Here is a 26,841-nt window from a genome sequence, read left to right as displayed (position 1 = left end):
TAAAAACTCCTTTGTTTAATGATGACTTTATTTTACTCCTTGTAGAAGAGAATGTCAAGAAAAATGATTGCGCACGCAACTTTTTTCTAAAATCATCTTAAATCAAGAAATCCAAACCAGTTTCCAAGCTTTCTTCAACAGCCTTTTGTAGTGTGGCCAGTGTCTTTTGCCCATCACCTGTCAGGCAGATAAAGCTAGAGCGCCTATCTTGATCACAACACCTGCGACTAAGTAGACCGCAATTTTTGGCTTCCAAGCGAGCCACCATCCGAGAAACAGCGCTCGGGCTCAGATGAAGTTTATCTGGCAGGTCAATCTGGCGTAGAGATTTTTCTTGAGCCAAGTCCAGATAGTAGAGGAGGTAGAACTCTTTCAAGGTCAGACTTTGCTCGCTCTGCTGGGCAATTGTCTCTTCCAAGAGACTTTCAATTTCTTTCTGACGCCGATTGAAGTCAAACCATTTTTCCAAGTAGGTCATAGTATCTCCTTTCTTTTTAGAGTTGTAAATAGAAGAAAGTCCATTTACGGACAGTCTCTGCATCACAAGATGATTGCGCATGCAATAATTATACTACTTTTCAAGAATGCTGGCAAGAAGGACGTTGAAATCTTTTATCCTAAATCATGCCTGTTTTCACAAGTCAAGAATTGTCTGTATCCACTTTCATCTCTAATTTTCATTATCCTTTGTGCATTTCCTTGAAATTTTCTGAAAAAAGAGTAAACTGGTATGCAAGAAGTCTATTTCGTGGAGTTTAGGATGAAATTATATGTTCAATTAATGATTCTCTTTGTGATTTCTCTAATCGGAGAGGGGATTTCCAGTTTCTTTCATTTGCCCATACCAGGCAGTATTATCGGTTTGATTATTCTCTTTCTAGCCTTACAATTCAAGTGGCTGAGAACCAGGCATGTCAACATGGTCGGGAATTTCTTGCTGGCCAATATGACCATTCTCTTTTTGCCACCAGCAGTGGGAATCATGGAAAAGTTTGATGTGATTGCTCCCTATCTTTTGCCAATTGTTTTGATTGTCTTTTTTGCAGCAGTCATCAATATTATCCTCATAGCCTTGGTGGTTCAGTTTATCAAACGACGGTTTGAGGGAGATTATGAGAAAGGAGATGCCAAATGAGTGAATTTGTTTCCAATCCCCTGTTTGGGCTGGCCCTGTCTATCTTAGCCTATCTAGTGGGAATGCTGATTTACAGACGTTTTCCCCATCCTTTGACAACGCCCTTGCTTTTGTCAGCTATTTTCATTATCATCTTTCTAAAGGTGACGGGGATTTCTTACCAAGATTATTATCAAGGTGGAGTTTATCTGAATAACTTGATTGTCCCATCTACCGTGGCTCTAGGGATTCCACTTTACAAGAGTTTTCACTTGATGAAGCACCATGCTCGGAGTATTCTCTTTGGTAGTTTGCTAGCAGTAGTTGTCAATACCTCTTTCACAGCACTTGTAGCTAAGATTTTTGGAATGGACTTTTTCCTAGCCATTTCTCTCTTTCCTAAGTCAGTAACAACCGCCATGGCAGTAGGAATCACAGAAAAATTGCAAGGCTTGACGACCGTGACCTTGGTGGTTGTAGTGGCGACTGGGATTTTAACCAGTGTCATCGGACCAACACTTTTGAAGTGGTTGAAAATTGACGACCCAGTAGCTGTTGGTCTTTCCCTTGGAGGAACAGGCCATGCAGTCGGAACAGGGACAGCCTTTCGATATGGCTCTGTAGCAGGAGCCATGGGTGGTTTGGCTATCGGTGTTACCGGTATTCTCTATGTCTTTGTCAGCCCTATTGTAGCTAGTTTGATATTGAGTTAAAAAGCAAGGAATTTGAGTTCCTTGCTTTTTAAAATCGTATGTTATAGACTATTACTTTTCCTTGCTTAAGTGAATGACTTGGTCATAGTGTTTTAAGTCTTCCTCTGTGTAGTGGTGAATGACTTCAATGACTGTTTGAGGTAGGGAGAAGAGCAAGTCACTAATCTTTCTGCTATTTTCCAAGTCAAGATTGGACTTAATTTCATCTGCTAAGATGAGTTGGCTATCATGGTAGAGGGCGCGAGCGATTTCTAGGCGTTGTTTCTCGCCACCAGACAGACTATCATTGCTGAGCGTTCGATTTTTCAAATGTTCTAATCCTGTTTTTTTGAGGATATGATTTAAAGTCTCTTTATTTTTATCCAGTCCTAGAAGGATATTGTCTTCCATAGATAGCGTGTCAAAGTAATGGCTATCTTGGAGGATATAGGAGCTAACGCTCGTGATTTCTTGGCGTGAAAGGCTTTTGCCAGCAAATGCAATCCGTCCCCTTGTCGGTGTCTCTTCTCCATGAATGATATTGAGTAGGGTTGTCTTACCAGAGCCACTTTCCCCGATAATGGCAATTTTTTCTCCTTGCTTGATGTGTATGGAAATCGGAGACAAGAGGCTATTCCCATCTTTTTCTAGGGAGATGGTGTTAAGCTGGATAGGGAAAATATTTTCTATGCTTCTAGGCGAGATGGGATCAGACTGGCCCAAAAGTTTTTGGTATTTGTTGAGAAGACTTCGATTCGCTTTTCGGGTGTTGGTAAAGTAAGCCAACTCTTGGAATTGATAGCCGATATTATGGGAAACTAGATAGATGGCCACAAAACTCGCCGCATCTAAATAATTATAGTAGGTCATAAAGCCACCGATGACGATAGGGGTGACAGAACAAAAGGCGTCGATGCTATTGATAAAGAGACTGTTTAAAGTGCGTTGCTTTTCATAGTTGATTTCGGCATCCAAACTGGTTTGTAATTGCTTTTGATAGCGAGCAAAAAAGTAGTTTTGCCCCTGATAATGGCGAATTTGTTGGCTACCACCAATAAAATTTGTCAAGCTTGCTAAGTAGCTCTGGTTAACAGTGGACCGCTTTTCAGAAAGTGAATCCAAACGCTTTGATCCGATAGCACTGCATAGTACAGGAAAGGAGTAGAAGAGGATGAAAATCAAGCCTAGGTAAAAATTGGTCCACAGGGCATAGAGAATGGACACAGTGGTAAAACCCAGAGAAGAAATGATGATAACCGTTGGTTCGATATAGCTTTCTTCTAGTTGCTTGACGTCGTTTTCTAGGTTGGACAAAATATCCTTTTCATCAATCTCATAACTGTTTAAAAATCGTTTGAAAATAGCACTCTTGATTCCATATTTGAAGTCAGTAATCAAACGGGCATAGTAATAGCGTTTCCCAGCTAAGCCTAGTAAGAGGATGAGGTTTCCTAGGATTCCCAAAATCAAAACTTTCCAAAGAAGGCCTAGTTCTTGATTGGTAAAACTGGCAACAATATTCTGAACAAGGGCTGGCGTAATAATTGCTTCCAGCCAAGTAATGGCAATAGAAAAGAAGTAAAGTACGAGGTGTTTCTTAGTAACAAATCTTCTCAGCATAAAGAGTTGCCCTCCTTATCGATATACATGTAATTAGTTTTAAAGTCATTATACTCCTTTTTATTAAATGCTTCATATAAAAATGTAAATCTTGAGGACGAAAAAAGCCTAGCGAGTTATTGTCGCTAGACTCTAATATTATTGCAAATTAACCTTGTTTTTCAAGATGTGATAAGTTCCTAGATAGTAGATGGCTATAAGAATAACTTCTTCCAGAATAGTCATGATAATGCCCATCTGGAACTGATCAGCTCCTCCTGTGGTTGATGGGAAGTAGAAACCAGGGTTAGAACGATAGAAGAGTTCAATAAAGCCAACGACGATTTGGATACCAATGTAGGCTACAATTGACAGTGCGGTACGGTATTCATTGAAAAGCTGTCCAATGGAAATAGCCAAGTAGATGCAGAGGATTCCAGAAATAGTATTTAGTAGGAAGGATACCCCCATAAGAGAGAGTTGAGGAAGATGTGTTTCTATAAATGGAATCACGTCAGAAGTTGCAAACCAATCTGGAGCCGTAAGGGTCAGAACAATGAAAGCACTGATTGCTAGTACAGTAGTGCTGACAATAGACCAGATAAAGGCACCGACTAGTTTGGCTGAGATGATATAATGTTCAGAAACTGGCAATGTCAAAGTCAGATAACCTTGTCGGTCATAGACACTACCTTTGAAGCGTTTAATAATTAAGAAAATAGTTGAAATCCCCAGTGTAATCATCAAGCCACTAAAGACAGTAGCTAGAAAAAGTAGCATAGTAAGTTGACTTTCTTTGGCAGGTAGATTGTTATAGGTCTGTGTCTGTATTCCGATAATGGCAGAAAGGGCTAGCACGGCAACGTAAAGAGCTAAATACCACTTGTTAACATTTTTAAATTCGTAGCGAACTAAATTCCAAAACATAATAATCTCCTTTGCTTAGGCCTTAAATTCCTGACGGAAGAGTTGGTCAATGGATTCACCAGACTCATAGCGAATATCATCTACATTTCCTTGACGGACGACTTTTCCATCTTTGAGGAAGACAATTTCATCTAAGATTGGCTCGATATCAGAAATCAAGTGGGTAGAAATCAAAACCGTAGAAGTTGGGGAGTAGTTGTTGATAATGGTATTGAGAATATACTCACGGGCTGCTGGGTCTACACCTCCAATGGGTTCGTCCAGAACATAGAGACGAGCATCACGGCTCATAACCAAAATCAGTTGTACCTTTTCCTTGTTTCCTTTTGATAGTTTCTTGAGACGACTATTTTCATCAATGCCCAGGTCTGCAAGTAGATGATGAGCGCGTTCAAGATTGAAATCTTTATAGAAGGTCTTGAAGTAGGTTAGGGCTTCTTTGACCTTCATTTGCTCATTTAGATAGGTTGTATCTGGCAAATAAGCTACGATAGCCTTGGTTGCTGGACTTGGGTCCATATCGTTGATAAGGACGCGTCCTTGGTCTGGCTGCAAGAGGCCATTGATTAGTTTAATCAGGGTTGTTTTTCCTGAGCCGTTTGGTCCAAGGAGACCAACAATTTTTCCAGCTGGGATGTCAAGGGAAACATTTTCAAGGGCTGGGGTTGCTCCATAAGATTTGGATACATTTTCAAATGCTAGTAATGACATAGGCTTAAACTCCTTTAATATAATCGCCGACTACGCCTGGTAGTTCTTCTTTTTCATAGCCAAAATGGGTCATGGAGGAAACGAAGTGTTCCAATTCTTCTTCCGATAATTGTTTGCGTGATTGGGCGATCAGCTCCTTATCCTCAGTCACAAATCGTCCAGTTGTGCGCTTGCTGTAGACAAATCCTTCTCGTTCAAGGTCTGACAAGGCTCTTTGGATTGTGTTGGGATTGACACCCGCCTCGCTAGCGAGCTCTCTCACGGTTGGAAGTTGTTGATTGGGTTCCAGTGTATGGGAAACAATCTGAAGCTTGATTTTCTCCATAATCTGTAAATAAATGGGTTTTTTGTTGTCAAATGTCCAGGACATCTTGCTCTCCTTTCTTTTATCCTTTTGTCTTAATTAAATAATACAACAAAACAAAAAACTTGTCAAGCAAAAAGAAGAATTGTTTTGGGAATCGTTTAAAAAATGGTATAATGAAAAGAAAACGATAAGGAGGGAAAGGATGCGTTGTCCAAAATGTGGGGCTACCAAGTCAAGTGTTATCGATAGTCGCCAAGCAGAAGAAGGGAACACCATTCGTAGAAGACGTGAGTGCGATGAATGCCAACACCGTTTTACAACCTACGAACGGGTAGAAGAAAGAACCTTAGTGGTTGTTAAAAAAGATGGCACACGGGAACAATTCTCCAGAGATAAAATATTTAATGGAATTATCCGCTCAGCCCAGAAACGTCCTGTGTCAAGTGATGAAATCAACATGGTAGTCAATCGTATCGAACAGAAACTCCGTGGTCGAAATGAAAATGAAATTCAAAGTGAGGACATTGGTTCACTCGTCATGGAGGAGTTGGCTGAGTTGGATGAGATTACCTATGTACGTTTTGCCAGTGTCTATCGTAGTTTTAAGGATGTCAGTGAGTTAGAGAGCTTGCTCCAACAAATCACCCAGTCCTCTAAAAAGAAAAAGGAAAGATAAATGAAGCCAATTGACCGTTTTTCTTATCTAAAGAATAATCGGGTGTCGCAAGATACCTCATCTCTGGTACAGTGCTACCTCCCGATTATCGGTCAGGAGGCACTGAGCCTTTATCTTTATACAATCAGTTTTTGGGATAATGGTAGAAAAGAGTATCTTTTTTCAAGTATCCTCAATCATCTCAACTTTGGGATGGATAGACTGATAAAATCATTGAAAATCTTATCTGCTTTTAATCTCTTAACCCTCTATCAAAAGGGAGACGTTTATCAGCTAGCCCTCCATACTCCACTTTCGAGTCAGGACTTCTTGGAACATCCTGTTTATCGCAGACTTTTGGAGAAAAAGATTGGCGATGCAGCTGTGGAGGATTTGAAAGTTGAAAGTGCTGATGGTGAAGAAATACCTGTCTCACTCAATCAAGTCTTTCCAGATTTGGCAGAGCTGGGAAGTCAAGAAGACCTTGGTCTCAAGAAGAAAGTGGCTAATGATTTTGACTTGGACCATTTTCGTCAGCTTATGGCTCGAGATGGGCTTCGCTTTGCGGATGAGCAGTCCGATGTCTTAAACCTCTTTGCTATTGCCGAGGAGAAGAAATGGACTTGGTTTGAGACCTATCAATTGGCTAAGTCAACAGCTGTTTCCCAGGTTATTTCAACCAAACGCATGCGGGAAAAAATTGCTCAAAAACCTGTTTCCTCTGACTTTAGTCCTAAGGAAACGACCATTATCAAAGAGGCCAAAAGCAAAACTGCCCTGCAGTTCTTGGCAGAAATCAAGCAAACACGCAAGGGAACCATTACCCAAACAGAAAGAGAACTCTTGCAACAGATGGCTGGCTTGGGCTTGCTGGATGAAGTCATCAATATCATTCTTTTATTGACCTTTAATAAGGTCGATTCGGCAAATATCAATGAGAAATATGCCATGAAGGTAGCCAATGACTATGCCTATCAAAAGATACATTCAGCAGAAGAGGCAGTCTTGCGCATTCGTGAGAGAGGGCAGAAAGCAAAAACACAAAAACAGAATCAGACTGCCCCAGCAAAAACCAATGTTCCTAAATGGAGTAATCCAGATTATAAGAATGAAACCAGCGAGGAAACTCGTCTGGAACTAGAACGTAAGAAACAAGAATTATTAGCTCGATTAGAAAAAGGAGGAGATTAGATGGAAAGTGTCGGAGACGTACTCAAACGTCAACCTAGCCGTTTTCATTATCAAGATTTGGTCCAGAAAATCATGAAGGACCCTGATGTTGCGGCCTTTATCCAGCAAGAATCCCTGACTCCAGAGGAATTAAATCGCAGTATCTCCAAATTTAATCAATATATCACCGAGCGTGACAAATTTCTCCGTGGTGATACGGATTATATTGCCAAAGGCTATAAGCCGATTTTGGTTATGAATCATGGCTATGCGGATGTTTCTTATGAAGAAACTCCTGAACTAATCGCGGCTGAAAAAGAAGCGGCTATTAAGAACCGTCTCAAGTTAATCAATCTGCCAGCCAGTCTTAAGAAAGCTAGTTTGGCTCAAGTAGACTTGGATGATTTGGGTCGCTTGCCAGTTTTTGAAAAGCTATTAGCCTTCGTGGAGCAGTATCCAGCTATTCGAAAAGGTCTTTACTTGTATGGAGACTTTGGTGTAGGTAAAAGTTTCATGGTGGCTGCCTTAGCCCATGATTTATCAGAAAAACGTGGTGTTTCATCAACTCTCCTCCACTATCCTAGCTTTGTCATTGATGTCAAAAATGCTATCGGTGATGGTAATGTCAAGACCTTGGTAGATGAGATTAAACTGTCTGAAGTCCTGATTTTAGATGATATTGGTGCCGAGCAATCAACAGCTTGGGTACGTGATGAAATCCTGCAGGTCATTCTCCAATATCGGATGCAGGAAAATTTACCGACCTTTTTCACCTCCAACTTCAACTTTGAAGAATTGGAGCAGCATTTCGCTAAAGGGAAACATGGAAATGACGAAACCTGGGAAGCCAGACGCGTCATGGAACGCATCCGTTATTTGGCTGAGGAGACTCGTTTAGAAGGAGTGAACCGTCGATGACAGAAACAATCAAATTAATGAAGGCTCACACTTCAGTGCGTAGGTTTAAAGAGCAAGCCCTTCCTCAGGAAGACTTGACTGAAATCCTGACAGCAGCCCAGATGGCTTCGTCTTGGAAGAATTTCCAATCCTACTCTGTGATTGTGGTGCGAAGTCAAGAAAAGAAAGATGCTCTGTATGAATTGGTGCCTCAAGAAGCCATTCGCCAGTCAGCTGTTTTCCTTCTCTTTGTTGGAGATTTGAACCGTGCAGAAAAGGGAGCACGACTCCATGCGGATACATTCCAACCTCAAGGGGTGGAAGGTCTCTTGATTAGTTCGGTCGATGCGGCTCTTGCTGGACAAAATGCCCTGCTGGCAGCTGAAAGTTTGGGCTATGGTGGTGTTATCATTGGCTTGGTGCGGTACAAGTCAGAAGAAGTGGCAGAGCTCTTTAACCTGCCTGACTACACCTATCCTGTCTTTGGGATGGCACTGGGTGTGCCAAATGAAGAACATGAAGTCAAACCTCGCTTGCCATTGAATCAAGTGGTGTTTGAGGAAGAATATCAGGAACAAACAGTTGATGCGATTGAGGCTTATGACCGTGTACAGGCCGACTATGCTGGGGCGCGTGCGACCACAAGCTGGAGTCAGCGCCTAGCAGAACAGTTTGGTCAAGCTGAACCAAGCTCAACTAGAAAAAATCTTGAACAGAAGAAGTTATTGTAGAAAGTGAGAAATTATGGCCCTACCAACTATTGCCATTGTAGGACGTCCCAATGTTGGGAAATCAACCCTATTTAATCGGATCGCTGGTGAGCGAATCTCCATTGTAGAAGATGTCGAAGGAGTGACACGTGACCGTATCTATGCAACGGGTGAGTGGCTCAATCGATCTTTTAGCATGATTGATACAGGAGGAATCGATGATGTCGATGCTCCTTTCATGGAACAAATCAAGCACCAGGCAGAAATTGCCATGGAAGAAGCAGATGTAATTGTTTTTGTCGTGTCTGGTAAGGAAGGAATTACCGATGCAGACGAATACGTAGCTCGTAAGCTTTATAAGACCCACAAACCAGTTATCCTAGCAGTGAACAAGGTGGACAACCCTGAAATGCGAAATGATATCTATGATTTCTATGCCCTCGGTTTGGGTGAACCACTGCCAATCTCATCTGTCCATGGGATCGGTACAGGGGATGTGCTAGATGCCATCGTAGAAAATCTTCCAAATGAATATGAAGAAGAAAACCCAGATGTCATTAAGTTTAGCTTGATTGGTCGTCCCAACGTTGGAAAATCAAGCTTGATCAATGCTATCTTGGGAGAAGACCGTGTCATTGCTAGTCCAGTTGCTGGAACAACTCGTGACGCTATTGATACCCACTTTACAGATACAGATGGTCAAGAGTTTACCATGATTGATACGGCTGGTATGCGTAAGTCTGGTAAGGTTTATGAAAATACTGAGAAATACTCTGTCATGCGTGCCATGCGTGCTATTGACCGTTCAGATGTGGTCTTGATGGTCATCAATGCGGAAGAAGGCATTCGTGAATACGACAAGCGTATCGCAGGATTTGCCCATGAAGCTGGTAAAGGAATGATTATCGTGGTCAACAAGTGGGATACACTTGAAAAAGACAACCACACTATGAAAAACTGGGAAGAAGATATCCGTGAGCAGTTCCAATATCTACCTTATGCACCGATTATCTTTGTATCAGCTTTAACCAAGCAACGTCTCCACAAACTTCCTGAGATGATTAAGCAAATCAGCGAAAGTCAAAACACACGTATTCCATCAGCTGTCTTGAACGATGTCATCATGGATGCCATTGCTATCAACCCAACACCGACAGACAAAGGGAAGCGCCTTAAGATTTTCTATGCGACCCAAGTGGCAACCAAACCACCAACCTTTGTCATCTTTGTCAACGAAGAAGAACTCATGCACTTTTCTTACCTGCGTTTCTTGGAAAATCAAATCCGCAAGGCATTTGTTTTTGAGGGAACACCGATCCATCTCATCGCAAGAAAACGCAAATAAAAAAGTAGAATCTGGAATGACATTTCCAGATTTTTTTGATAGAATGAAGATAAAGAAAACGCTATCAAAGAGAGGTGTTGAAGATGGATCATTTGTTTAAAATGATAATCTTATTACCCTGTTTTTACTTTTTCAGCTGGATTGAAAAGGCAAACAGAGATAGTAAGATTTTCCCAATTTTTTACTATTTTTACTGGATTTACATCACTCTCTATGCTCTTTTTAGCCTTGCTTGGACAGTTTTTTCGGTCCTGTTTTTCAATATCCTCTTGAGAAATGTGGCAGATATCAAGTCCTGGGGCATTTGGCTATTATTACTACTTATTGCTTTTGCCAGTGACTGGTTAACCTATATTTTTTTCAAAAAAATGCTTCGCTTGAGACGGGAACTCGGGAAGTCAAAAGGTGGAAGGCATTGATTTATATTGGTAATAACATTTAATAGAACGAAACTAAAGAAAACAATTTCAAAGAGGAGGTGTCGATGATGAAACTGTCCTTTAATTGGTTTCATTTGATACTCTTATTTCCTTGTTTTTATTTTTTCTATTGGATAGACAATGCTGATAGAAACAGTAAAATTTTCCCCATCTTCTACTATTTTTACTGGATTTATATTTCCCTTTTAGCTCTGTTTAGCTTGGATATGACAATTTTTTCATTCTTATTTTTCCCTTTTGTTCTAAATCATGAATCAGATGCTAGTGCTTGGGGTGTTGGGTTGCTTTTGATAGTCATATCTCTAGGGAGTGACTGGTTAGATTATATCTTTTTCAAAAACATGTTTCGCTTGAGACAGGAGCTAGGGAAGTCTAAAGGTAGAAGGCATTGATTTATATCAGTTTTTATTTATAGGAGGTGGCTTATGGCACATCTAAAATCATTTATTACACAATATTCTAAATTCTATATTGGTTTAGTTCTGTTGATCTGGATTGCTTTCTTCTTTCTTCCTTGGGGCAGTCCGATTCTGGGGGGGAAGATTGACCTCTTCAGCATACAGAAAGTCTTGCTAGTTTTTGGCATTCTGTCCATTTTGATGGCTTTGCTGTCCAAGAAAGTCAGTCTCTTTGTTTTTGGATTGATCTGTTGTCTTTCTTTTTGGATAAATCTATTTATCCTATTTGCCATTTTGCCGATTTTTGGCAATTAAAGCATCATAAAAGTCAGAGAGGTTAGCTTGGAAACTAGCCTCTTTTTCCTTTTCAAAATGGGGATTCTTCCTTGAAAATAATCAGTAATTGTGCTAAAATTAAAAGAACATTCTAAAATATTCGGAATTTAAAGTAAGGAAAAACATGGCTAATATTTTAAAAACAATTATCGAAAATGATAAAGGAGAAATCCGTCGTCTGGAAAAGATGGCCGACAAGGTTTTCAAATACGAAGACCAAATGGCTGCTTTGACTGACGACCAACTAAAAGCAAAAACAGTTGAATTTAAAGAACGTTATCAAAATGGAGAATCACTAGATTCATTGCTTTATGAAGCATTTGCGGTTGTCCGTGAAGGTGCCAAACGTGTCCTAGGTCTCTTCCCATATAAGGTTCAGGTTATGGGGGGAATCGTTCTTCACCATGGTGACGTGCCAGAAATGCGTACAGGGGAAGGGAAAACCTTGACTGCGACTATGCCGGTATACCTCAATGCCCTTTCAGGTAAAGGGGTTCACGTAGTTACGGTTAACGAATACCTGTCAGAACGTGATGCGACTGAGATGGGTGAATTGTACTCATGGCTTGGTTTGTCAGTAGGGATTAACTTGGCTGCTAAATCTCCAATGGAGAAAAAAGAAGCTTATGAGTGTGATATTACTTACTCAACCAACTCAGAAATCGGATTTGACTACCTTCGTGATAACATGGTCGTTCGCGCTGAAAACATGGTACAACGTCCGCTTAACTATGCCTTGGTCGATGAGGTTGACTCAATCTTGATTGACGAGGCGCGTACACCTTTGATCGTATCAGGTGCTAATGCAGTTGAAACCAGTCAGCTCTACCACATGGCAGACCACTATGTAAAATCTTTGGACAAAGACGACTACATCATCGATGTGCAGTCTAAAACAATTGGTTTGTCTGATTCAGGGATTGATAAGGCTGAAAGCTACTTCAAACTTGAAAATCTCTATGACATCGAAAACGTAGCTCTGACTCACTTTATCGATAACGCCCTTCGTGCAAACTACATCATGCTTCTCGATATTGACTATGTGGTAAGCGAAGAGCAAGAAATTCTGATTGTCGACCAATTTACAGGTCGTACCATGGAAGGTCGTCGTTATTCTGATGGATTGCACCAAGCCATTGAAGCCAAAGAAGGTGTTCCAATCCAAGATGAAACCAAGACATCTGCCTCAATCACTTACCAAAACCTTTTCCGTATGTATAAGAAATTGTCTGGTATGACGGGTACAGGTAAGACTGAGGAAGAAGAATTCCGTGAAATTTACAACATTCGTGTTATTCCAATCCCAACAAACCGTCCAGTTCAGCGTATTGACCATCCAGACTTGCTTTTTGCTAGCATTGAAGCTAAGTTTAAGGCCGTTGTTAAAGACGTTAAGGCTCGTTACCAAAAAGGTCAACCTGTCTTGGTTGGTACAGTAGCGGTTGAGACCAGTGACTACATTTCTAAAAAATTGGTCGAAGCTGGTGTTCCTCACGAAGTCTTGAACGCCAAAAACCACTATAAAGAAGCCCAAATCATCATGAATGCTGGTCAGCGTGGTGCTGTTACCATTGCAACTAACATGGCCGGTCGTGGTACCGACATCAAGCTTGGTGAAGGAGTTCGTGAACTTGGAGGACTTTGTGTTATTGGTACAGAACGTCATGAAAGCCGTCGTATCGACAACCAGCTTCGTGGACGTTCAGGGCGTCAGGGAGACCCAGGTGAGTCACAATTCTACCTATCTCTCGAAGATGATTTGATGAAACGTTTTGGTTCTGAACGCTTGAAGGGAATCTTTGAACGTCTCAACATGTCTGAAGAGGCGATTGAGTCTCGTATGTTGACACGTCAGGTTGAGGCAGCGCAAAAACGTGTCGAAGGAAATAACTACGATACCCGTAAACAAGTCCTTCAGTATGACGATGTCATGCGTGAACAACGTGAGATTATCTACGCTCAACGTTACGATGTTATCACTGCAGACCGTGACTTGGCGCCTGAAATTCACTCAATGATCAAACGCACGATTGGTCGTGTCGTTGATGGTCATGCGCGTGCCAAACAAGATGAAAAACTAGAAGCGATTTTGAACTTTGCTAAGTACAACTTGCTTCCAGAAGATTCTATTACGATGGAAGATTTGTCAGGCTTGTCTGATAAGGCCATCAAGGAAGAGCTCTTCCAACGTGCCTTGAAGGTTTACGACAGTCAGGTTTCAAAACTACGAGATGAAGAAGCAGTTAAAGAATTCCAAAAAGTTTTGATTCTACGAGTGGTAGATAACAAGTGGACAGATCATATCGACGCCCTTGATCAATTGCGTAACGCGGTAGGACTTCGTGGCTATGCTCAGAACAACCCTGTTGTTGAGTATCAGGCAGAAGGTTTCCGTATGTTTAATGACATGATTGGTTCGATCGAGTTTGATGTGACACGTTTGATGATGAAAGCACAAATTCATGAACAAGAAAGACCACAAGCAGAACACCATATCAGTACAACAGCGACTCGCAATATCGCTGCCCACCAAGCAAATATCCCAGAAGATTTGGATTTGAGCCAGATTGGACGGAATGAACTTTGCCCATGTGGTTCTGGTAAGAAGTTTAAAAACTGTCACGGAAAAAGACAATAAAATGAGATAGTTTAGAGGCGGATACCTTGTGAAAAGTAAATTTTTACTTGGTATCCGTTTGCTTTATAAGGAGATGAGTTATGGTATTTACAGCAAAAAGTCCTAAAATTAATATTGAAGAAGTTCGTGCCTTATCAAAATTAGAAGGCCAAGCTTTGGAGAGAAAATCACAGCGCGATCAAGAGCTAGAAGCCATTATACGTGGAGAAGACCAGCGAATTCTCTTGGTAATCGGGCCATGCTCATCTGACAATGAAGAAGCTGTCCTTGAGTACGCTAAGCGTTTGGCGACTCTACAAGAAGAAGTAGCAGACCGTATCTTTATGGTTATGCGTGTTTATACTGCCAAACCCCGTACCAACGGAGATGGCTATAAGGGCTTGATTCACCAGCCTAATGCGACAGAAGCGCCTAGTCTTATCAACGGAATCAAAGCTGTTCGCCATCTTCACTATCGTGTCATCACGGAAACAGGTATGACGACAGCTGACGAAATGCTTTATCCTGAAAATCTTCCGCTAGTAGATGATTTGATTTCTTACATGGCGGTCGGTGCCCGTTCGGTTGAAGACCAGCAACACCGCTTTGTGGCAAGTGGGGCAGATTTCGCGACTGGTTTTAAAAATCCGACATCTGGAAATCTCAATGTTATGTTTAATGGGATTTATGCTGCTCAAAACAAACAAAGTTTCCTTTTCCTAGGAAAAGAAGTGGAAACAACTGGGAACCCGCTTTCGCACGCCATTCTTCGTGGAGCGATCAATGAGTATGGTAAGAATATTCCTAACTACTACTATGATAATTTGATGGATACCATTGCTCAGTATGAGAAAATGGGCTTGGAAAATCCCTTTATCATTGTGGACACCAATCATGATAATTCTGGTAAGCAATATATGGACCAGATTCGAATTGTCCGCCAGACCTTAATTAATCGTGATTGGAATGAAAAAATCAAGCAGTATGTTCGTGGCTTTATGATTGAGTCTTATCTAGAAGACGGTCGTCAGAACGAACCGGAAGTATTTGGCAAGTCGATCACAGACCCTTGCCTAGGCTGGGAAAATACGGAAGTCCTCGTCAGAGAAATCTACCAAACGTTAGGAGAATAAGATGGCATTTATTGAAAAAGGTCAAGAAATCGATATTGAAGCAATCAAGGCAGAAACTCAATTGTCTGCGGAAGCCTTGCGACTCAAGGAGCGCCGTGATAGAGAATTGGCAGACATTATTTCAGGAGAAGATGACCGGATCCTTTTGGTGATTGGTCCTTGCTCTTCTGATAATGAAGAGGCTGTCTTGGAATATGCCCGTCGTTTATCTGCCTTGCAAAAGAAGGTGGCGGACAAGATTTTCATGGTTATGCGTGTTTATACTGCTAAACCTCGCACCAACGGAGACGGCTATAAAGGTTTGGTTCACCAACCAGATACTTCTAAGGCTCCAAGTCTGATTAACGGCTTGCAGGCTGTGCGCCAGTTGCACTACCGCGTGATTACAGAGACTGGTTTGACAACGGCAGACGAGATGCTTTATCCGTCAAATTTGGTCTTGGTAGATGATTTGGTCAGCTACCATGCTGTAGGAGCTCGTTCTGTGGAAGACCAAGAGCACCGCTTTGTAGCCTCAGGGATTGATGCACCGGTTGGGATGAAAAATCCAACCTCAGGAAATCTTGGGGTTATGTTTAACGGTATCTATGCCGCTCAAAACAAACAAACCTTCCTCTTTCATGGCCAAGAAGTTGAGACTTCAGGAAATCCCTTGGCCCATGTCATCCTTCGTGGTGCAGTTAATGAATATGGGAAAAATGAGCCTAACTTTTACTATGAAACCTTGCTAAATGCCATTGAGCGCTATGAAGCCATGGGACTTGAAAATCCCTTTATCCTCATTGATACCAACCATGATAACTCAGGAAAGCAATATATGGAACAGATTCGAATTGTTCGCCAGACCTTGCAAAATCGTGACTGGAATGAGAAAATTAAAAAGACGGTTCGAGGCTTTATGATTGAATCTTACCTAGCAGACGGTCGTCAAAACCAACCAGAGGTCTTTGGTTGCTCTATTACCGATCCTTGCCTGGGTTGGGAAAATACAGAGGCCTTGGTAGAAGAGATTTACGCTACCTTGACAAAATAAGTGAAAAGGATGGAGTTGGGGAATCTCAACTCCTTTTGATGAGAATGATAGTTGGACATGGAATTGACATCGAAGAATTGGCTTCGATAGAAAGCGCAGTTACACGACATGAAGGATTTGCTAAGCGCGTGCTGACCGCTAAGGAAATGGAGCGCTTCACTAGTCTTAAAGGGCGCAGGCAGATTGAATATTTGGCTGGTCGCTGGTCAGCTAAGGAGGCCTTTTCCAAGGCTATGGGAACAGGTATTGGCAAGCTCGCTTTTCAAGATTTAGAAGTCTTGAATAATGAACGCGGGGCGCCTTATTTTAGTCAGTCACCATTTTCAGGAAAGATTTGGCTGTCTATCAGCCATACAGATCAGTTTGTGACAGCCAGTGTCATTTTGGAGGAAAATCATGAAAGCTAGTCCGCATAGACCAACCAAGGCTCTGATTCATCTGGGAGCTATTCGACAAAATATTCAGCAAATGGGGGCTCATATCCCTGAAGGAACGCTCAAATTTGCAGTAGTCAAGGCTAATGCCTATGGGCATGGGGCTGTTGCTGTCGCAACGGCTATTCAAGATGATGTTGATGGTTTTTGCGTTTCGAATATTGATGAAGCTATTGAACTCAGACAGGCTGGACTCAGCAACCGAATCCTCATTTTAGGAGTTTCTGAAATCGAAGCTGTTTCTCTTGCTAAAGAATACGATATCACCTTGACAGTGGCTGGGCTGGAGTGGATTCAAGCACTCTTATCTAGTGAGGAAAACATAGCAGGTTTAACAGTCCATCTCAAGATTGACTCAGGAATGGGACGAATTGGTTTTCGAGAGGCTAGTGAAGCTGAGCAGGCTCAAGCCTTGCTCCAACAACACGGTGCTGGTGTTGAAGGGATTTTTACCCACTTTGCTACTGCAGACGAGGAATCAGATACCTACTTTAAGGCCCAGTTAGAACGGTTTAAAACTATTTTAGCTAGTATGAAGGAAGTCCCAGACTTGGTTCATGCTAGCAATTCTGCAACGACTATTTGGCATGCAGAGACTATTTTCAATGCGGTTCGTATGGGAGATGCCATGTATGGTCTTAACCCTAGCGGAGAGGTCTTGGACTTGCCTTATGATTTGACACCGGCCTTGATCTTGGAATCTGCCCTGGTCCATGTCAAGACAGTTCCAGCTGGAGCTTGCATGGGCTATGGGGCAACTTATCAAGCGGATAGCGAGCAAGTCGTCGCGACCGTGCCAATCGGCTATGCGGATGGATGGACACGAGACATGCAGAATTTCTCTGTCTTGGTAGATGGGCAAGCTTGCCCAATCGTTGGGCGAGTATCTATGGACCAAATCACCATTCGTCTGCCTAAGCTTTATCCTTTAGGAACCAAAGTCACCCTCATTGGTTCTAATGGGGGCAAGGAGATCACAGCTACTCAGGTAGCGACCTACCGTGGAACCATTAACTATGAAGTGGTTTGTCTTCTCAGCGACCGCATTCCGAGAGAATATTATTAGAAAAGAAAGGAGTGGAGCATGAATCTACATCAACCCTTGCATGTCTTACCTGGTGTGGGACCAAAGTCAGCAGAAAAATACGCCAAACTAGGAATTGAAAACTTGCAAGACCTCTTGCTCTACTTTCCTTTCCGTTATGAAGATTTCAAGACCAAGCAAGTATTGGAACTAGAAGACGGTGAAAAGGCGGTTCTTTCTGGTCAGGTAGTGACTCCTGCCAGTGTTCAGTATTATGGTTTTAAGCGTAATCGTCTACGCTTTAGTCTCAAACAGGGAGAAGTTGTTTTTGCGGTGAATTTCTTTAACCAGCCCTATCTAGCTGATAAGATAGAGTTGGGAGCAACTCTTGCTGTCTTTGGAAAATGGGACCGTGCCAAGGCTAGTTTGACTGGGATGAAGGTCCTGGCTCAGGTGGAAGATGACCTCCAGCCTGTTTATCGCTTGGCTCAGGGAATCAGTCAGGCCAGTCTGGTCAAGGTCATCAAGACGGCCTTTGATCAGGGACTGGACCTCTTGATAGAGGAAAATCTTCCCCAGTCTTTGCTGGACAAATACAAACTCATGTCCCGTTGTCAGGCCGTTCGTGCCATGCATTTCCCAAAGGATTTGGCAGAATACAAGCAGGCCATTCGCCGTATCAAGTTTGAGGAACTCTTTTACTTTCAAATGCAGTTACAGACGCTCAAGTCTGAAAATAGAGTTCAGGGAAGTGGTCTGGTCCTGAATTGGTCTCAGGAAAAAGTGACAGCAGTCAAGGAAAGCCTTCCTTTTGCCTTGACACAAGCTCAGGAAAAGAGTTTGCAGGAAATTTTGGCCGACATGAAGTCCGACCATCACATGAATCGTCTCCTACAAGGGGATGTGGGGAGCGGAAAAACAGTAGTCGCTGGCTTGGCCATGTTTGCGGCGGTGACAGCTGGCTATCAGTCCGCCCTCATGGTGCCAACAGAAATCCTTGCAGAGCAACATTTTGAGAGTTTACAGAACCTTTTTCCAGACTTGAAACTGGCTCTTTTGACAGGTTCCTTGAAAGCTGCAGAAAAGAGAGAAGTCTTGGAGACCATTGCCAAGGGTGAGGCTGATTTGATTATCGGAACCCACGCTCTGATTCAGGATGGGGTGGATTATGATCGCCTTGGTTTGATTATTATCGATGAGCAGCACCGTTTTGGTGTGGGGCAAAGGCGTATTCTAAGGGAAAAAGGCGACAATCCTGACGTTCTCATGATGACAGCGACTCCTATTCCACGGACCTTGGCTATCACAGCCTTTGGCGATATGGATGTTTCCATTATTGACCAGATGCCAGCAGGGCGGAAGCCTATTGTGACACGCTGGATCAAACATAAGCAATTACCTCAGGTCTTGACTTGGTTAGAGGGGGAAATTAAAAAAGGTTCACAAGCCTATGTTATCTCTCCTTTGATTGAAGAATCAGAAGCTCTGGATTTGAAAAATGCCATTGCCTTATCAGAGGAATTGACGGCTCATTTTGCTGGTAAGGCAGAGGTGGCTCTTCTACATGGTAAGATGAAGAGTGACGAAAAAGACCAGATAATGCAGGAGTTCAAAGAGCGAAAAACGGATATTCTAGTTTCGACAACGGTTATTGAGGTTGGGGTCAACGTTCCCAATGCGACCGTCATGATTATCATGGATGCCGATCGCTTCGGGCTCAGCCAGCTTCACCAGCTCAGAGGTCGTGTGGGCCGGGGAGATAAGCAGTCTTATGCAGTTCTCGTTGCCAATCCCAAGACGGATTCTGGGAAAGACCGCATGCGCATCATGACAGAAACGACCAATGGATTTGTCCTTGCGGAGGAAGATTTGAAAATGCGTGGTTCTGGTGAGATTTTTGGAACCAGACAGTCAGGACTTCCAGAATTTCAAGTGGCTGATATTATCGAAGATTTTCCGATTTTAGAAGAAGCCAGAAAGGTTGCTAGCTACATTAGTTCTATAGAAGGCTGGCAAGAGGATCCAGAGTGGCGCATGATTGCCCTTCATTTGGAAAAGAAAGAACATCTAGATTAAGCTTTCTCTAAGGAAAACTTAAGCTAGCTTTCAGGTTAGCCCCTTATACTAGAGTCATCAAAAAGAAACGAGGACTCTCACATGACCGTAACGATTAAAGTAAATTACCAAACTACTTTCCAAAAGAAGGAAGCAAAAAATTAAGATTGAGCAGAAGAAGAAAGAGCGAAAATGCTCTTTTTTCATTTCTAAAACTACTTTCAGTCGATAGGTTTGAGGGAGAAAATCTAAAATCTCTTTCTATTTACTCTTCTTTCTTGCAATGCTTTTCTAGATATGCTACAGTTGTGGTAGCGATTACAAAAAATGAAGGAGCATGCTATGAAAAATCCAGCTTTGTTAGAAGACATCAAGACTTATAAAGGACGGGATGAGGTTCCAGAAGACTTTGATGCTTTCTGGGATGAGGAAGTGAAAAAAGTTTCCACTCTTCCAGCCTACCAGTTGGAGGAAAGAGATTTCCATATTTCTCAAGTCAAGTGCTATGAGCTCACTTTTGAAGGAAGCAAGGAAGGCAAGGTCTATGCACGCGTCGTTCTTCCAAAGAGTGATGAGAAGGTTCCGATAATCTTCCATTTCCATGGTTATATGGGGCGTGGCTTGGACGATGATGTTTGCTATCCTATTACCCAGTTTGCGATTTACAACCGTCTGACCTGTGACAAGTCCTATCGTATCATGCCAGAGTATGCTCACGAAGCCATGAATGTATTTGTCAATGATCAAGTTTACAACTGGCTCTGTGGTAGTGAGATTTCTTTTAAGTATATAAAGTGATGAATGAGAGAGCCAGTAGCTCTCTTTTTTGTTATAAATGTTGAAAGTACTTTTAAAAATATTAAAATATTAAAATATTTCTGAAAGTAAAATCTATTCTATGACAAGCTTGAGATAAACCTATGACTTTATTGTATAATAAAGAAAAAGTCTCTAGGAAAGGAGTGAAAGAGCTACTATTTGGACTGCAGCTAGCTAAATATTGAAAGAGAGGAACTCTCGTTTATTAATTACTTTCTTGTGTTTTCCTATGGTGGGGAGTAAAAATTTTAAAACGAAAAGAAAGCGCTTTATTTTTGGTGATATTGAAAGGTAGAAAGATGAATCAGAAGAATTTTGACAGAAAACAAAGATATGGTATTCGTAAATTTGCAGTGGGTGTAGCCTCTGTAACCATTGGTGCAGTGGTGTTTGGAGTAAACCCTGTATTGGCAAATGAACAAGGAAACTCAACTGTAACCGCTGCTGAAAATAATAATCAAGGTTTATCAGAATTACCAAAAGAAGCTTCTTCAGGAAGTCTTGCAAATTTAGATAGTGAATTAGCTGGAAAATTGGCAACAGCGAAAGATAATGGTGTGGAAGTTGACCAGGATAAGTTGAAGAAAAATGAGACTGCTGAAGCAGAGACAACCACTCCAACAAATACACCTGCAGCTGACAATACACCAGCTCCTGCTGATAAACCAGAAACAGATTCTGCAACTACAGAAGCAAGTAACAAGGAGCAAAATAAAGAAGAAGAGGGAGTACTTCCTCGAGATTATTATGCTAGAGACATCGCAAACGCAACTCCAGTAGTAGAAAAAGAAGATGTTGAAACAAATTCGGAAAATGGTCAGCGTGTAGACCTAGCCAGTGAATTAGATACATTGAAGAAACTTCAAAATGCGACCATTCATGTGGAATTCAAGCCAGATGCCAAAGCTCCAGCATTTTATAATCTATTCTCAGTGTCTAGTGATAAGAAAAAAGATGAGTACTTCACAATGGCTGTTCTCAATAATACAGCATTAATTGAGGGGCGTGATGCAAATGGAGCACAATTTTATGATAAATATACGGATGCTCCATTACAAGTACGTCCTGGCCAGTGGAATTCAGTAACTTTCACAGTTGAAAAACCGACAGAAGAATTACCTAGTGGTCGAGTGCGCCTCTACGTGAACGGTGTATTATCTCGAACAAGTCTGAAATCTGGTCATTTCATCAAAGATATGCCAGATGTAACGCATGCTCAAATCGGAGCCACCAAGCGTGCTAGTAATACTGTTTGGGGATCCAATCTACAAGTTCGGAATCTAACCGTCTATGATCGTGCTTTAACACCAGATGAAGTTCAAACACGGAGTCAACTATTTGAAAGAGGTGATTTGGAAAAGAAACTTCCAGAAGGTGCGAAAATCTCAGAGAAAGAAGATGTCTTTGAAGGCGGAATGCATAACCAACCAAATAAAGATGGGATTAAGAGTTATCGTATTCCTGCTCTTCTTAAGACAGACAAAGGCACTCTGATTGCTGGTGCAGATGAACGCCGTCTTCATTCAAGTGACTGGGGTGATATCGGCATGGTCGTTAGACGAAGTGAGGATAAGGGGAAGACATGGAGCGACCGAGTAACGATTACAAATTTAAGAGACAATCCAAAAGCCTCTGATCCATCAATCGGTTCACCAGTGAACATCGATATGGTTTTGGTTCAAGATCCTGAGACAAAACGAATTTTTTCTATCTATGATATGTTCCCAGAAGGGAAAGGAATCTTTGGAATGGCTGATCAAAGAGAAGAAGCCTATAAACAAATCGATGGCAAAACTTATCAAATTCTCTATAAAGAAGGCGAAGACGGCTCCTATACAATACGTGAAAATGGCACAGTTTATACCCCAGATGGGAAACCAACAGATTATCGTGTTGTTGTAGATCCGGTGAAACCATCTTATAGTGATAAGGGTGATTTATATCAAGGGGATCAACTATTAGGAAATATTTATTTCACAAGCAATAAAACGTCTCCATTTAGAGTCGCTAAAGATTCTTATCTATGGATGTCTTATAGTGATGATGATGGTAAGACTTGGTCAGCTCCTCAAGATATTACTCCGATGGTCAAAGCCGATTGGATGAAATTCTTAGGTGTGGGGCCTGGAGTGGGGATTACCCTTCGTACTGGACCACATAAAGGTCGAATCGTCGTTCCTGTCTATACGACCAACCGGGCTAATCACCTCAATGGTTCTCAATCATCTCGAATCATTTACTCAGACGACCATGGTAAGACTTGGCATATGGGTGGTGGTGTTAACGACCATCGTACACTTTATGATGGTACAGTAGTCGATTCAAGTACCATGAGCAATTATTATGCTCAAAATACGGAATCTTCTGTTGTTCAGTTAAACAATGGGGACCTCAAACTCTTTATGCGTGGTTTGACTGAAGATCTACAGGTTGCGACCAGTCATGATGGTGGTCTAACTTGGGACAATAACGTTGATCGTTATGATGTGCCAGATGTTTATGTTCAAATGGCCGCGACTCATACGGTTCAAAATGGTAAAGAGTATATTCTCTTGGCGAATGCGAACGGTCCAGGTCGTAAAAATGGTTATATTCGAGTGGCTCGTGTTGAAGAAGATGGCCAGTTAACTTGGCTGCACCATCATTTGATTCAGGAAGGTGAATATGCTTATAACTCTCTTCAACAAATTGGACCAGATGAATATGGACTTTTATATGAGCACCATGCTCCAGGGGGTGTTCCATATACACTTTCCTTCAAGAAATTCAACTGGGATTTCTTGACCAAGGAAAGAATTTCTCCTAAAGAAGCAAAAGTAAAATATGCTATTCAAAAATGGCCAGGTATTATTGCGATGGAGTTTGATTCGGAAGTATTGGTAAATAAGGCTCCAACCCTTCAGTTGGCAAATGGTAAAACGGCAACCTTCATGACTCAGTACGATCCCAAAACTCTCTTATTTACAGTGAATCCAGAGGACATGGGTCAAAGAATTACAGGTCTGGCAGAAGGTGCAATTGAAAGTATGCACAATTTACCAGTCTCTTTAGCTGGATCTAAATTAAGCGATGGTATAAATGGAAGTGAAGCTGCGATAAATGAAGTTCCAGAATTTACAGGTGGAGTTAATGGCGTTGAGGCTGCAATAAATGAAGAAGCTCCTGAATATACAGGTCCATTGGCAACAGTGGGAGAAGAACCAGCACCAACAGTAGAAAAAACAGAATTTACAGGTGGAGTTAATGGCGTTGAGGCTGCAGTAACTGAAGAAGCTCCTGAATATACAGGTCCATTGGCAACAGTGGGAGAAGAACCAGCACCAACAGTAGAAAAACCGGAGTTTACAGGTGGAGTGAATGGAGTAGAAGCTCTTGTAACAGAAATTCCTGAATACACAGGTCCCTTAGCAACAGTAGGAGAAGAACCAGCACCAACAGTAGAAAAACCGGAATTCAAAGGGGGCGTAAATTCAGTTCTAGCAGCTTCAAATGAGGTTCCGGAATATAGAGGTGGTGCTAACTTTGTCTTGGCAGCTTCAAATGAGGTTCCTGAATATACCGGAGGTGCTAATTTTGTCTTGGCAGCTTCAAATGACCTCCCTGAATATAAAGGCGGTGTCAATGGCGCTGAGGCAGCAATCCATGAAGTGCCAGAGTACAAGGGAGAAACCAAACCAGTCTTAGCAGCTGCAAACGAACGTCCAGCTAAGAAGTTATCTCTTGGACAAGGTGCTACTTATCAAGCACCAGCGGCTAAACAAAACGAGCTACCAAATACTGGAAGTAAAGAAAATACAACCTTTATTTCTCTAGGATTAGTGGCAGGTCTCTTATCTGTTTTGACATTTGGGAAGAAACGAAAAGAGGACTAGATTAGGTCTTGAATAAAATGAATTTTGCTCATCGTTAATGATAAAAGAGATGGCCCATTTGAAAGATGGCTATCTCTTTTTATCATTTTATAAGGTAAGTGAACAGAAAATAAGACGGAGCTGAAACTACTTTCAGAAACGGCTGTTCTATAAAATACTTTTGAAACTGAAATCTATTCTATTACAAAATATTGAAAGCGCTTAACAAATGGTATATAATGAACTCATAAGAACAAAGAAAAGGAGGAAAGAGGATGCCACAGATTACTAAAGAAGCCTTGATTGCACAAATCAAAGATGGAATCATCGTTTCTTGTCAGGCCCTTCCTCACGAACCGCTTTATACAGAAGCGGGAGGAGTCATTCCCTTGCTGGTCAAAGCGGCTGAGCAAGGTGGAGCAGTCGGTATTCGAGCAAATAGTGTTCGCGATATCAAGGAAATCAAGGAGGTTACCAACCTTCCAATCATTGGGATAATTAAACGAGATTATCCACCGCAAGAACCCTTCATCACTGCCACTATGAAAGAAGTTGATGAATTAGCAGAACTCGACATAGAAGTGATTGCTCTGGATTGTACCAAGCGTGAACGCTACGATGGTTTAGAGATTCAAGAGTTTATTCGTCAGGTTAAGGAGAAATATCCTAACCAGCTCTTGATGGCTGATACAAGTATTTTCGAAGAAGGCCTAGCAGCTGTTGAAGCAGGAATTGACTTTGTCGGAACAACTTTATCAGGATACACATCTTACAGTCCAAAAGTGGATGGTCCCGATTTTGAATTAATCAAAAAACTCTGTGATGCTGGCGTGGATGTCATTGCAGAAGGAAAAATTCATACACCTGAACAAGCCAAACAAATCCTGGGATATGGAGTGCGAGGTATCGTTGTTGGTGGCGCTATTACTAGACCAAAAGAGATTACAGAACGCTTCGTTGCTGGTCTTAAATAACACAATTTAAAAGCAGAGGAGAGTGGTGAATGCGTCGGATGAAATAAAAACGTATACAAATGCAATCTTACTCATTATCCAATATGGATACGCTTATCAATTAGGAGAATACAAATGAAATTTAGAAAACTAGCTTGTACAGTACTTGCGGGTGCTGCGATTCTTGGCCTTGCTGCATGTGGTAACTCTGGTGGAAGTAAAGATGCTGGAAAATCTGGTAGCGATAGTGGAAAAACAGAAATCACTTGGTGGGCATTCCCAGTCTTCACTCAAGAAAAAACTGGTGACGGTGTTGGAACATATGAAAAATCAATCATCGAAGCGTTTGAAAAAGCAAATCCAGATGTAAAAGTGAAATTGGAAACCATTGACTTCAAGTCAGGTCCTGAAAAAATCACAACAGCTATCGAAGCTGGAACAGCTCCAGACGTTCTTTTTGATGCACCAGGACGTATCATCCAATACGGTAAAAATGGTAAATTGGCTGAGTTGAATGATCTCTTCACAGATGAATTCGTCAAAGATGTTAACAACGAAAACATTGTACAAGCAAGTAAAGCTGGAGACAAAGCTTACATGTATCCAATCAGTTCAGCACCATTCTACATGGCTATGAACAAGAAAATGTTGGAAGAAGCTGGAGTTGCAAACCTTGTAAAAGAAGGTTGGACAACTGATGATTTTGAAAAAGTTTTGAAAGCGCTTAAAGATAAAGGATATACACCAGGTTCATTGTTCAGTTCTGGTCAAGGGGGAGACCAAGGAACACGTGCCTTCATCTCAAACCTTTACGGCGGTTCTGTAACAGATAAAGATGTAACAAAATATACAACTGATGATCCTAAATTCGTCAAAGGTCTTGAAAAAGCAGCTAGCTGGATTAAAGACGGTTTGTTGAACAATGGTTCACAATTTGACGGTGGAGCAGATATCCAAAACTTTGCCAACGGTCAAACTTCATACACAATCCTTTGGGCACCATCTCAAAATGGTATCCAAGCTAAACTCTTGGAAGCAAGTAAAGTAGAAGTGGTAGAAGTACCATTCCCATCAGATTCAGGTAAACCAGCTCTTGAATACCTTGTAAACGGATTTGCAGTATTCAACAACAAAGACGAGAAGAAAGTTGCAGCATCTAAGAAATTCGTTCAATTCATCGCGGACGATAAAGAATGGGGTCCAAAAGACGTTGTTCGTACAGGTGCCTTCCCAGTTCGTACATCATTTGGCAAACTTTATGATGACAAACGTATGGAAACAATCAGTGGTTGGACTAAATACTACTCACCATACTACAACACTATTAATGGTTTTGCTGAAATGAGAACACTTTGGTTCCCAATGTTGCAATCTGTATCAAATGGTGACGAAAAACCAGCGGATGCTTTGAAAGCCTTCACTGAAAAAGCTAACGAAACAATTAAAAAAGCTACAAAACAATAAGCACTAAATCAGATTGACTCCTCCCTTTTCCCTGTGCATAGCCTATGTAAGAAAAGGGGGGATTTTGTTTGAAATGTAAGGAACTGTCACGAAATTAAAATGAAGTTCTTACATAAGCGAATCTTAAAAAATTTCATTTTGATTTTAAAACAGTTCA

The 26,841-nt window shown here is 41.6% G+C and carries 25 protein-coding genes; 20 read left to right on the top strand and 5 right to left on the bottom strand.

The genetic code is table 11. The features are described 5' to 3' along the window. Window positions 1–97 precede the first annotated feature (97 nt). Window positions 98–478, bottom strand: a complete 381-nt coding sequence (locus tag N8O80_RS05825) for a MarR family winged helix-turn-helix transcriptional regulator (protein WP_033676510.1) — start codon at window positions 476–478, stop codon at window positions 98–100. Between the two features lie 282 nt (window positions 479–760). Here N8O80_RS05825 and N8O80_RS05820 point away from each other — a divergent pair, with 282 nt between their 5' ends. After that, on the top strand, window positions 761–1,135 hold the full coding sequence (locus N8O80_RS05820) for a CidA/LrgA family protein (protein ID WP_000781325.1): 375 nt from the start codon (window positions 761–763) through the stop codon (window positions 1,133–1,135). Beyond that, entirely contained in the window at window positions 1,132–1,827 is a 696-nt protein-coding gene (locus N8O80_RS05815; RefSeq protein ID WP_001288943.1) for an LrgB family protein, read from the top strand. The genes N8O80_RS05820 and N8O80_RS05815 overlap by 4 nt, the downstream gene beginning before the upstream one ends. Before the next feature lie 51 nt (window positions 1,828–1,878). On the opposite strand, the gene gggC is transcribed toward N8O80_RS05815, so the two are convergent. The 4 genes from gggC to N8O80_RS05795 all read right to left on the bottom strand — a co-directional run bounded on the left by gggC (window position 1,879) and on the right by N8O80_RS05795 (window position 5,413). Then, window positions 1,879–3,426, bottom strand: coding sequence for a streptosactin export ABC transporter GggC (gggC, locus tag N8O80_RS05810; RefSeq protein ID WP_261027183.1), 1,548 nt, complete (start codon window positions 3,424–3,426; stop codon window positions 1,879–1,881). 138 nt (window positions 3,427–3,564) lie between these two features. After that, complete coding sequence (locus N8O80_RS05805; protein WP_024057289.1) at window positions 3,565–4,332, bottom strand: ABC transporter permease; 768 nt, start codon at window positions 4,330–4,332, stop codon at window positions 3,565–3,567. A 15-nt stretch (window positions 4,333–4,347) separates the two neighbouring features. After that, a complete protein-coding gene (locus tag N8O80_RS05800; RefSeq protein ID WP_000054197.1) occupies window positions 4,348–5,043 on the bottom strand; it encodes an ABC transporter ATP-binding protein in 696 nt (231 codons plus the stop codon). Between the two features lie 4 nt (window positions 5,044–5,047). Beyond that, window positions 5,048–5,413 (bottom strand): GntR family transcriptional regulator, encoded by a 366-nt coding sequence (locus tag N8O80_RS05795; RefSeq protein WP_000119149.1) that lies wholly within the window; start codon window positions 5,411–5,413, stop codon window positions 5,048–5,050. Between the two features lie 139 nt (window positions 5,414–5,552). On the opposite strand from N8O80_RS05795, the gene nrdR reads away from it, so the two are divergent. From nrdR to N8O80_RS05705, 18 genes are all read left to right on the top strand, one after another. After that, window positions 5,553–6,026, top strand: coding sequence for a transcriptional regulator NrdR (nrdR, locus tag N8O80_RS05790; protein ID WP_001203672.1), 474 nt, complete (start codon window positions 5,553–5,555; stop codon window positions 6,024–6,026). Further along, a complete protein-coding gene (locus N8O80_RS05785; RefSeq protein WP_261027181.1) occupies window positions 6,027–7,196 on the top strand; it encodes a replication initiation and membrane attachment family protein in 1,170 nt (389 codons plus the stop codon). Beyond that, complete coding sequence (gene dnaI, locus N8O80_RS05780) at window positions 7,197–8,093, top strand: primosomal protein DnaI (RefSeq protein WP_042900503.1); 897 nt, start codon at window positions 7,197–7,199, stop codon at window positions 8,091–8,093. It abuts the gene before it with no gap. Beyond that, window positions 8,090–8,803 carry an NADPH-dependent oxidoreductase gene (locus tag N8O80_RS05775; protein ID WP_261027179.1) on the top strand — a complete coding sequence of 238 codons (714 nt, stop codon included), beginning with the start codon at window positions 8,090–8,092 and terminating at the stop codon, window positions 8,801–8,803. Before dnaI ends, N8O80_RS05775 begins: the two co-directional genes overlap by 4 nt. Window positions 8,804–8,816: 13 nt before the next feature. Beyond that, window positions 8,817–10,127, top strand: coding sequence for a ribosome biogenesis GTPase Der (der, locus tag N8O80_RS05770; protein ID WP_001207696.1), 1,311 nt, complete (start codon window positions 8,817–8,819; stop codon window positions 10,125–10,127). A gap of 83 nt (window positions 10,128–10,210) precedes the next feature. Continuing rightward, on the top strand, window positions 10,211–10,546 hold the full coding sequence (locus N8O80_RS05765) for a hypothetical protein (RefSeq protein WP_261027269.1): 336 nt from the start codon (window positions 10,211–10,213) through the stop codon (window positions 10,544–10,546). Window positions 10,547–10,611: 65 nt separating this feature from the next. Beyond that, window positions 10,612–10,959, top strand: a complete 348-nt coding sequence (locus N8O80_RS05760) for a hypothetical protein (protein ID WP_261027178.1) — start codon at window positions 10,612–10,614, stop codon at window positions 10,957–10,959. Window positions 10,960–10,992: 33 nt separating this feature from the next. Next, window positions 10,993–11,280 (top strand): hypothetical protein, encoded by a 288-nt coding sequence (locus N8O80_RS05755; RefSeq protein WP_261027176.1) that lies wholly within the window; start codon window positions 10,993–10,995, stop codon window positions 11,278–11,280. A 145-nt stretch (window positions 11,281–11,425) separates the two neighbouring features. Further along, entirely contained in the window at window positions 11,426–13,939 is a 2,514-nt protein-coding gene (gene secA / locus N8O80_RS05750; RefSeq protein WP_101782329.1) for a preprotein translocase subunit SecA, read from the top strand. Between the two features lie 80 nt (window positions 13,940–14,019). Next, window positions 14,020–15,051, top strand: a complete 1,032-nt coding sequence (locus N8O80_RS05745) for a 3-deoxy-7-phosphoheptulonate synthase (RefSeq protein WP_060805741.1) — start codon at window positions 14,020–14,022, stop codon at window positions 15,049–15,051. 1 nt (window position 15,052) lies between these two features. Then, on the top strand, window positions 15,053–16,084 hold the full coding sequence (locus N8O80_RS05740; RefSeq protein ID WP_000864041.1) for a 3-deoxy-7-phosphoheptulonate synthase: 1,032 nt from the start codon (window positions 15,053–15,055) through the stop codon (window positions 16,082–16,084). A gap of 44 nt (window positions 16,085–16,128) precedes the next feature. Beyond that, window positions 16,129–16,491, top strand: coding sequence for a holo-ACP synthase (acpS, locus tag N8O80_RS05735; protein ID WP_261027268.1), 363 nt, complete (start codon window positions 16,129–16,131; stop codon window positions 16,489–16,491). Beyond that, entirely contained in the window at window positions 16,481–17,584 is a 1,104-nt protein-coding gene (gene alr / locus N8O80_RS05730) for an alanine racemase (protein WP_261027175.1), read from the top strand. The genes acpS and alr overlap by 11 nt, the downstream gene beginning before the upstream one ends. Window positions 17,585–17,602: 18 nt before the next feature. Next, on the top strand, window positions 17,603–19,618 hold the full coding sequence (gene recG / locus N8O80_RS05725) for an ATP-dependent DNA helicase RecG (protein ID WP_261027174.1): 2,016 nt from the start codon (window positions 17,603–17,605) through the stop codon (window positions 19,616–19,618). 321 nt (window positions 19,619–19,939) lie between these two features. Next, window positions 19,940–20,395 carry an acetylxylan esterase gene (locus tag N8O80_RS05720; RefSeq protein WP_120770463.1) on the top strand — a complete coding sequence of 152 codons (456 nt, stop codon included), beginning with the start codon at window positions 19,940–19,942 and terminating at the stop codon, window positions 20,393–20,395. A gap of 320 nt (window positions 20,396–20,715) precedes the next feature. After that, the gene (locus N8O80_RS05715; protein ID WP_261027172.1) at window positions 20,716–24,288 is read left to right on the top strand and encodes an SIALI-17 repeat-containing surface protein; all 3,573 of its coding nucleotides are present in this window, start codon (window positions 20,716–20,718) and stop codon (window positions 24,286–24,288) included. 254 nt (window positions 24,289–24,542) lie between these two features. Next, complete coding sequence (locus N8O80_RS05710; protein WP_261027171.1) at window positions 24,543–25,241, top strand: N-acetylmannosamine-6-phosphate 2-epimerase; 699 nt, start codon at window positions 24,543–24,545, stop codon at window positions 25,239–25,241. Between the two features lie 114 nt (window positions 25,242–25,355). Beyond that, window positions 25,356–26,684: an ABC transporter substrate-binding protein gene (locus N8O80_RS05705; protein ID WP_004261815.1), complete on the top strand. Its 1,329-nt coding sequence runs from the start codon at window positions 25,356–25,358 to the stop codon at window positions 26,682–26,684. Window positions 26,685–26,841: the final 157 nt, after the last annotated feature.

Source organism: Streptococcus mitis, from assembly GCF_946190155.1.
GTDB classification, from domain to species: domain Bacteria; phylum Bacillota; class Bacilli; order Lactobacillales; family Streptococcaceae; genus Streptococcus; species Streptococcus mitis_CL.
The sequence above is the reverse complement of the archived record's forward strand: the minus strand, read 5'-3'. Positions and strand labels throughout refer to the sequence as shown.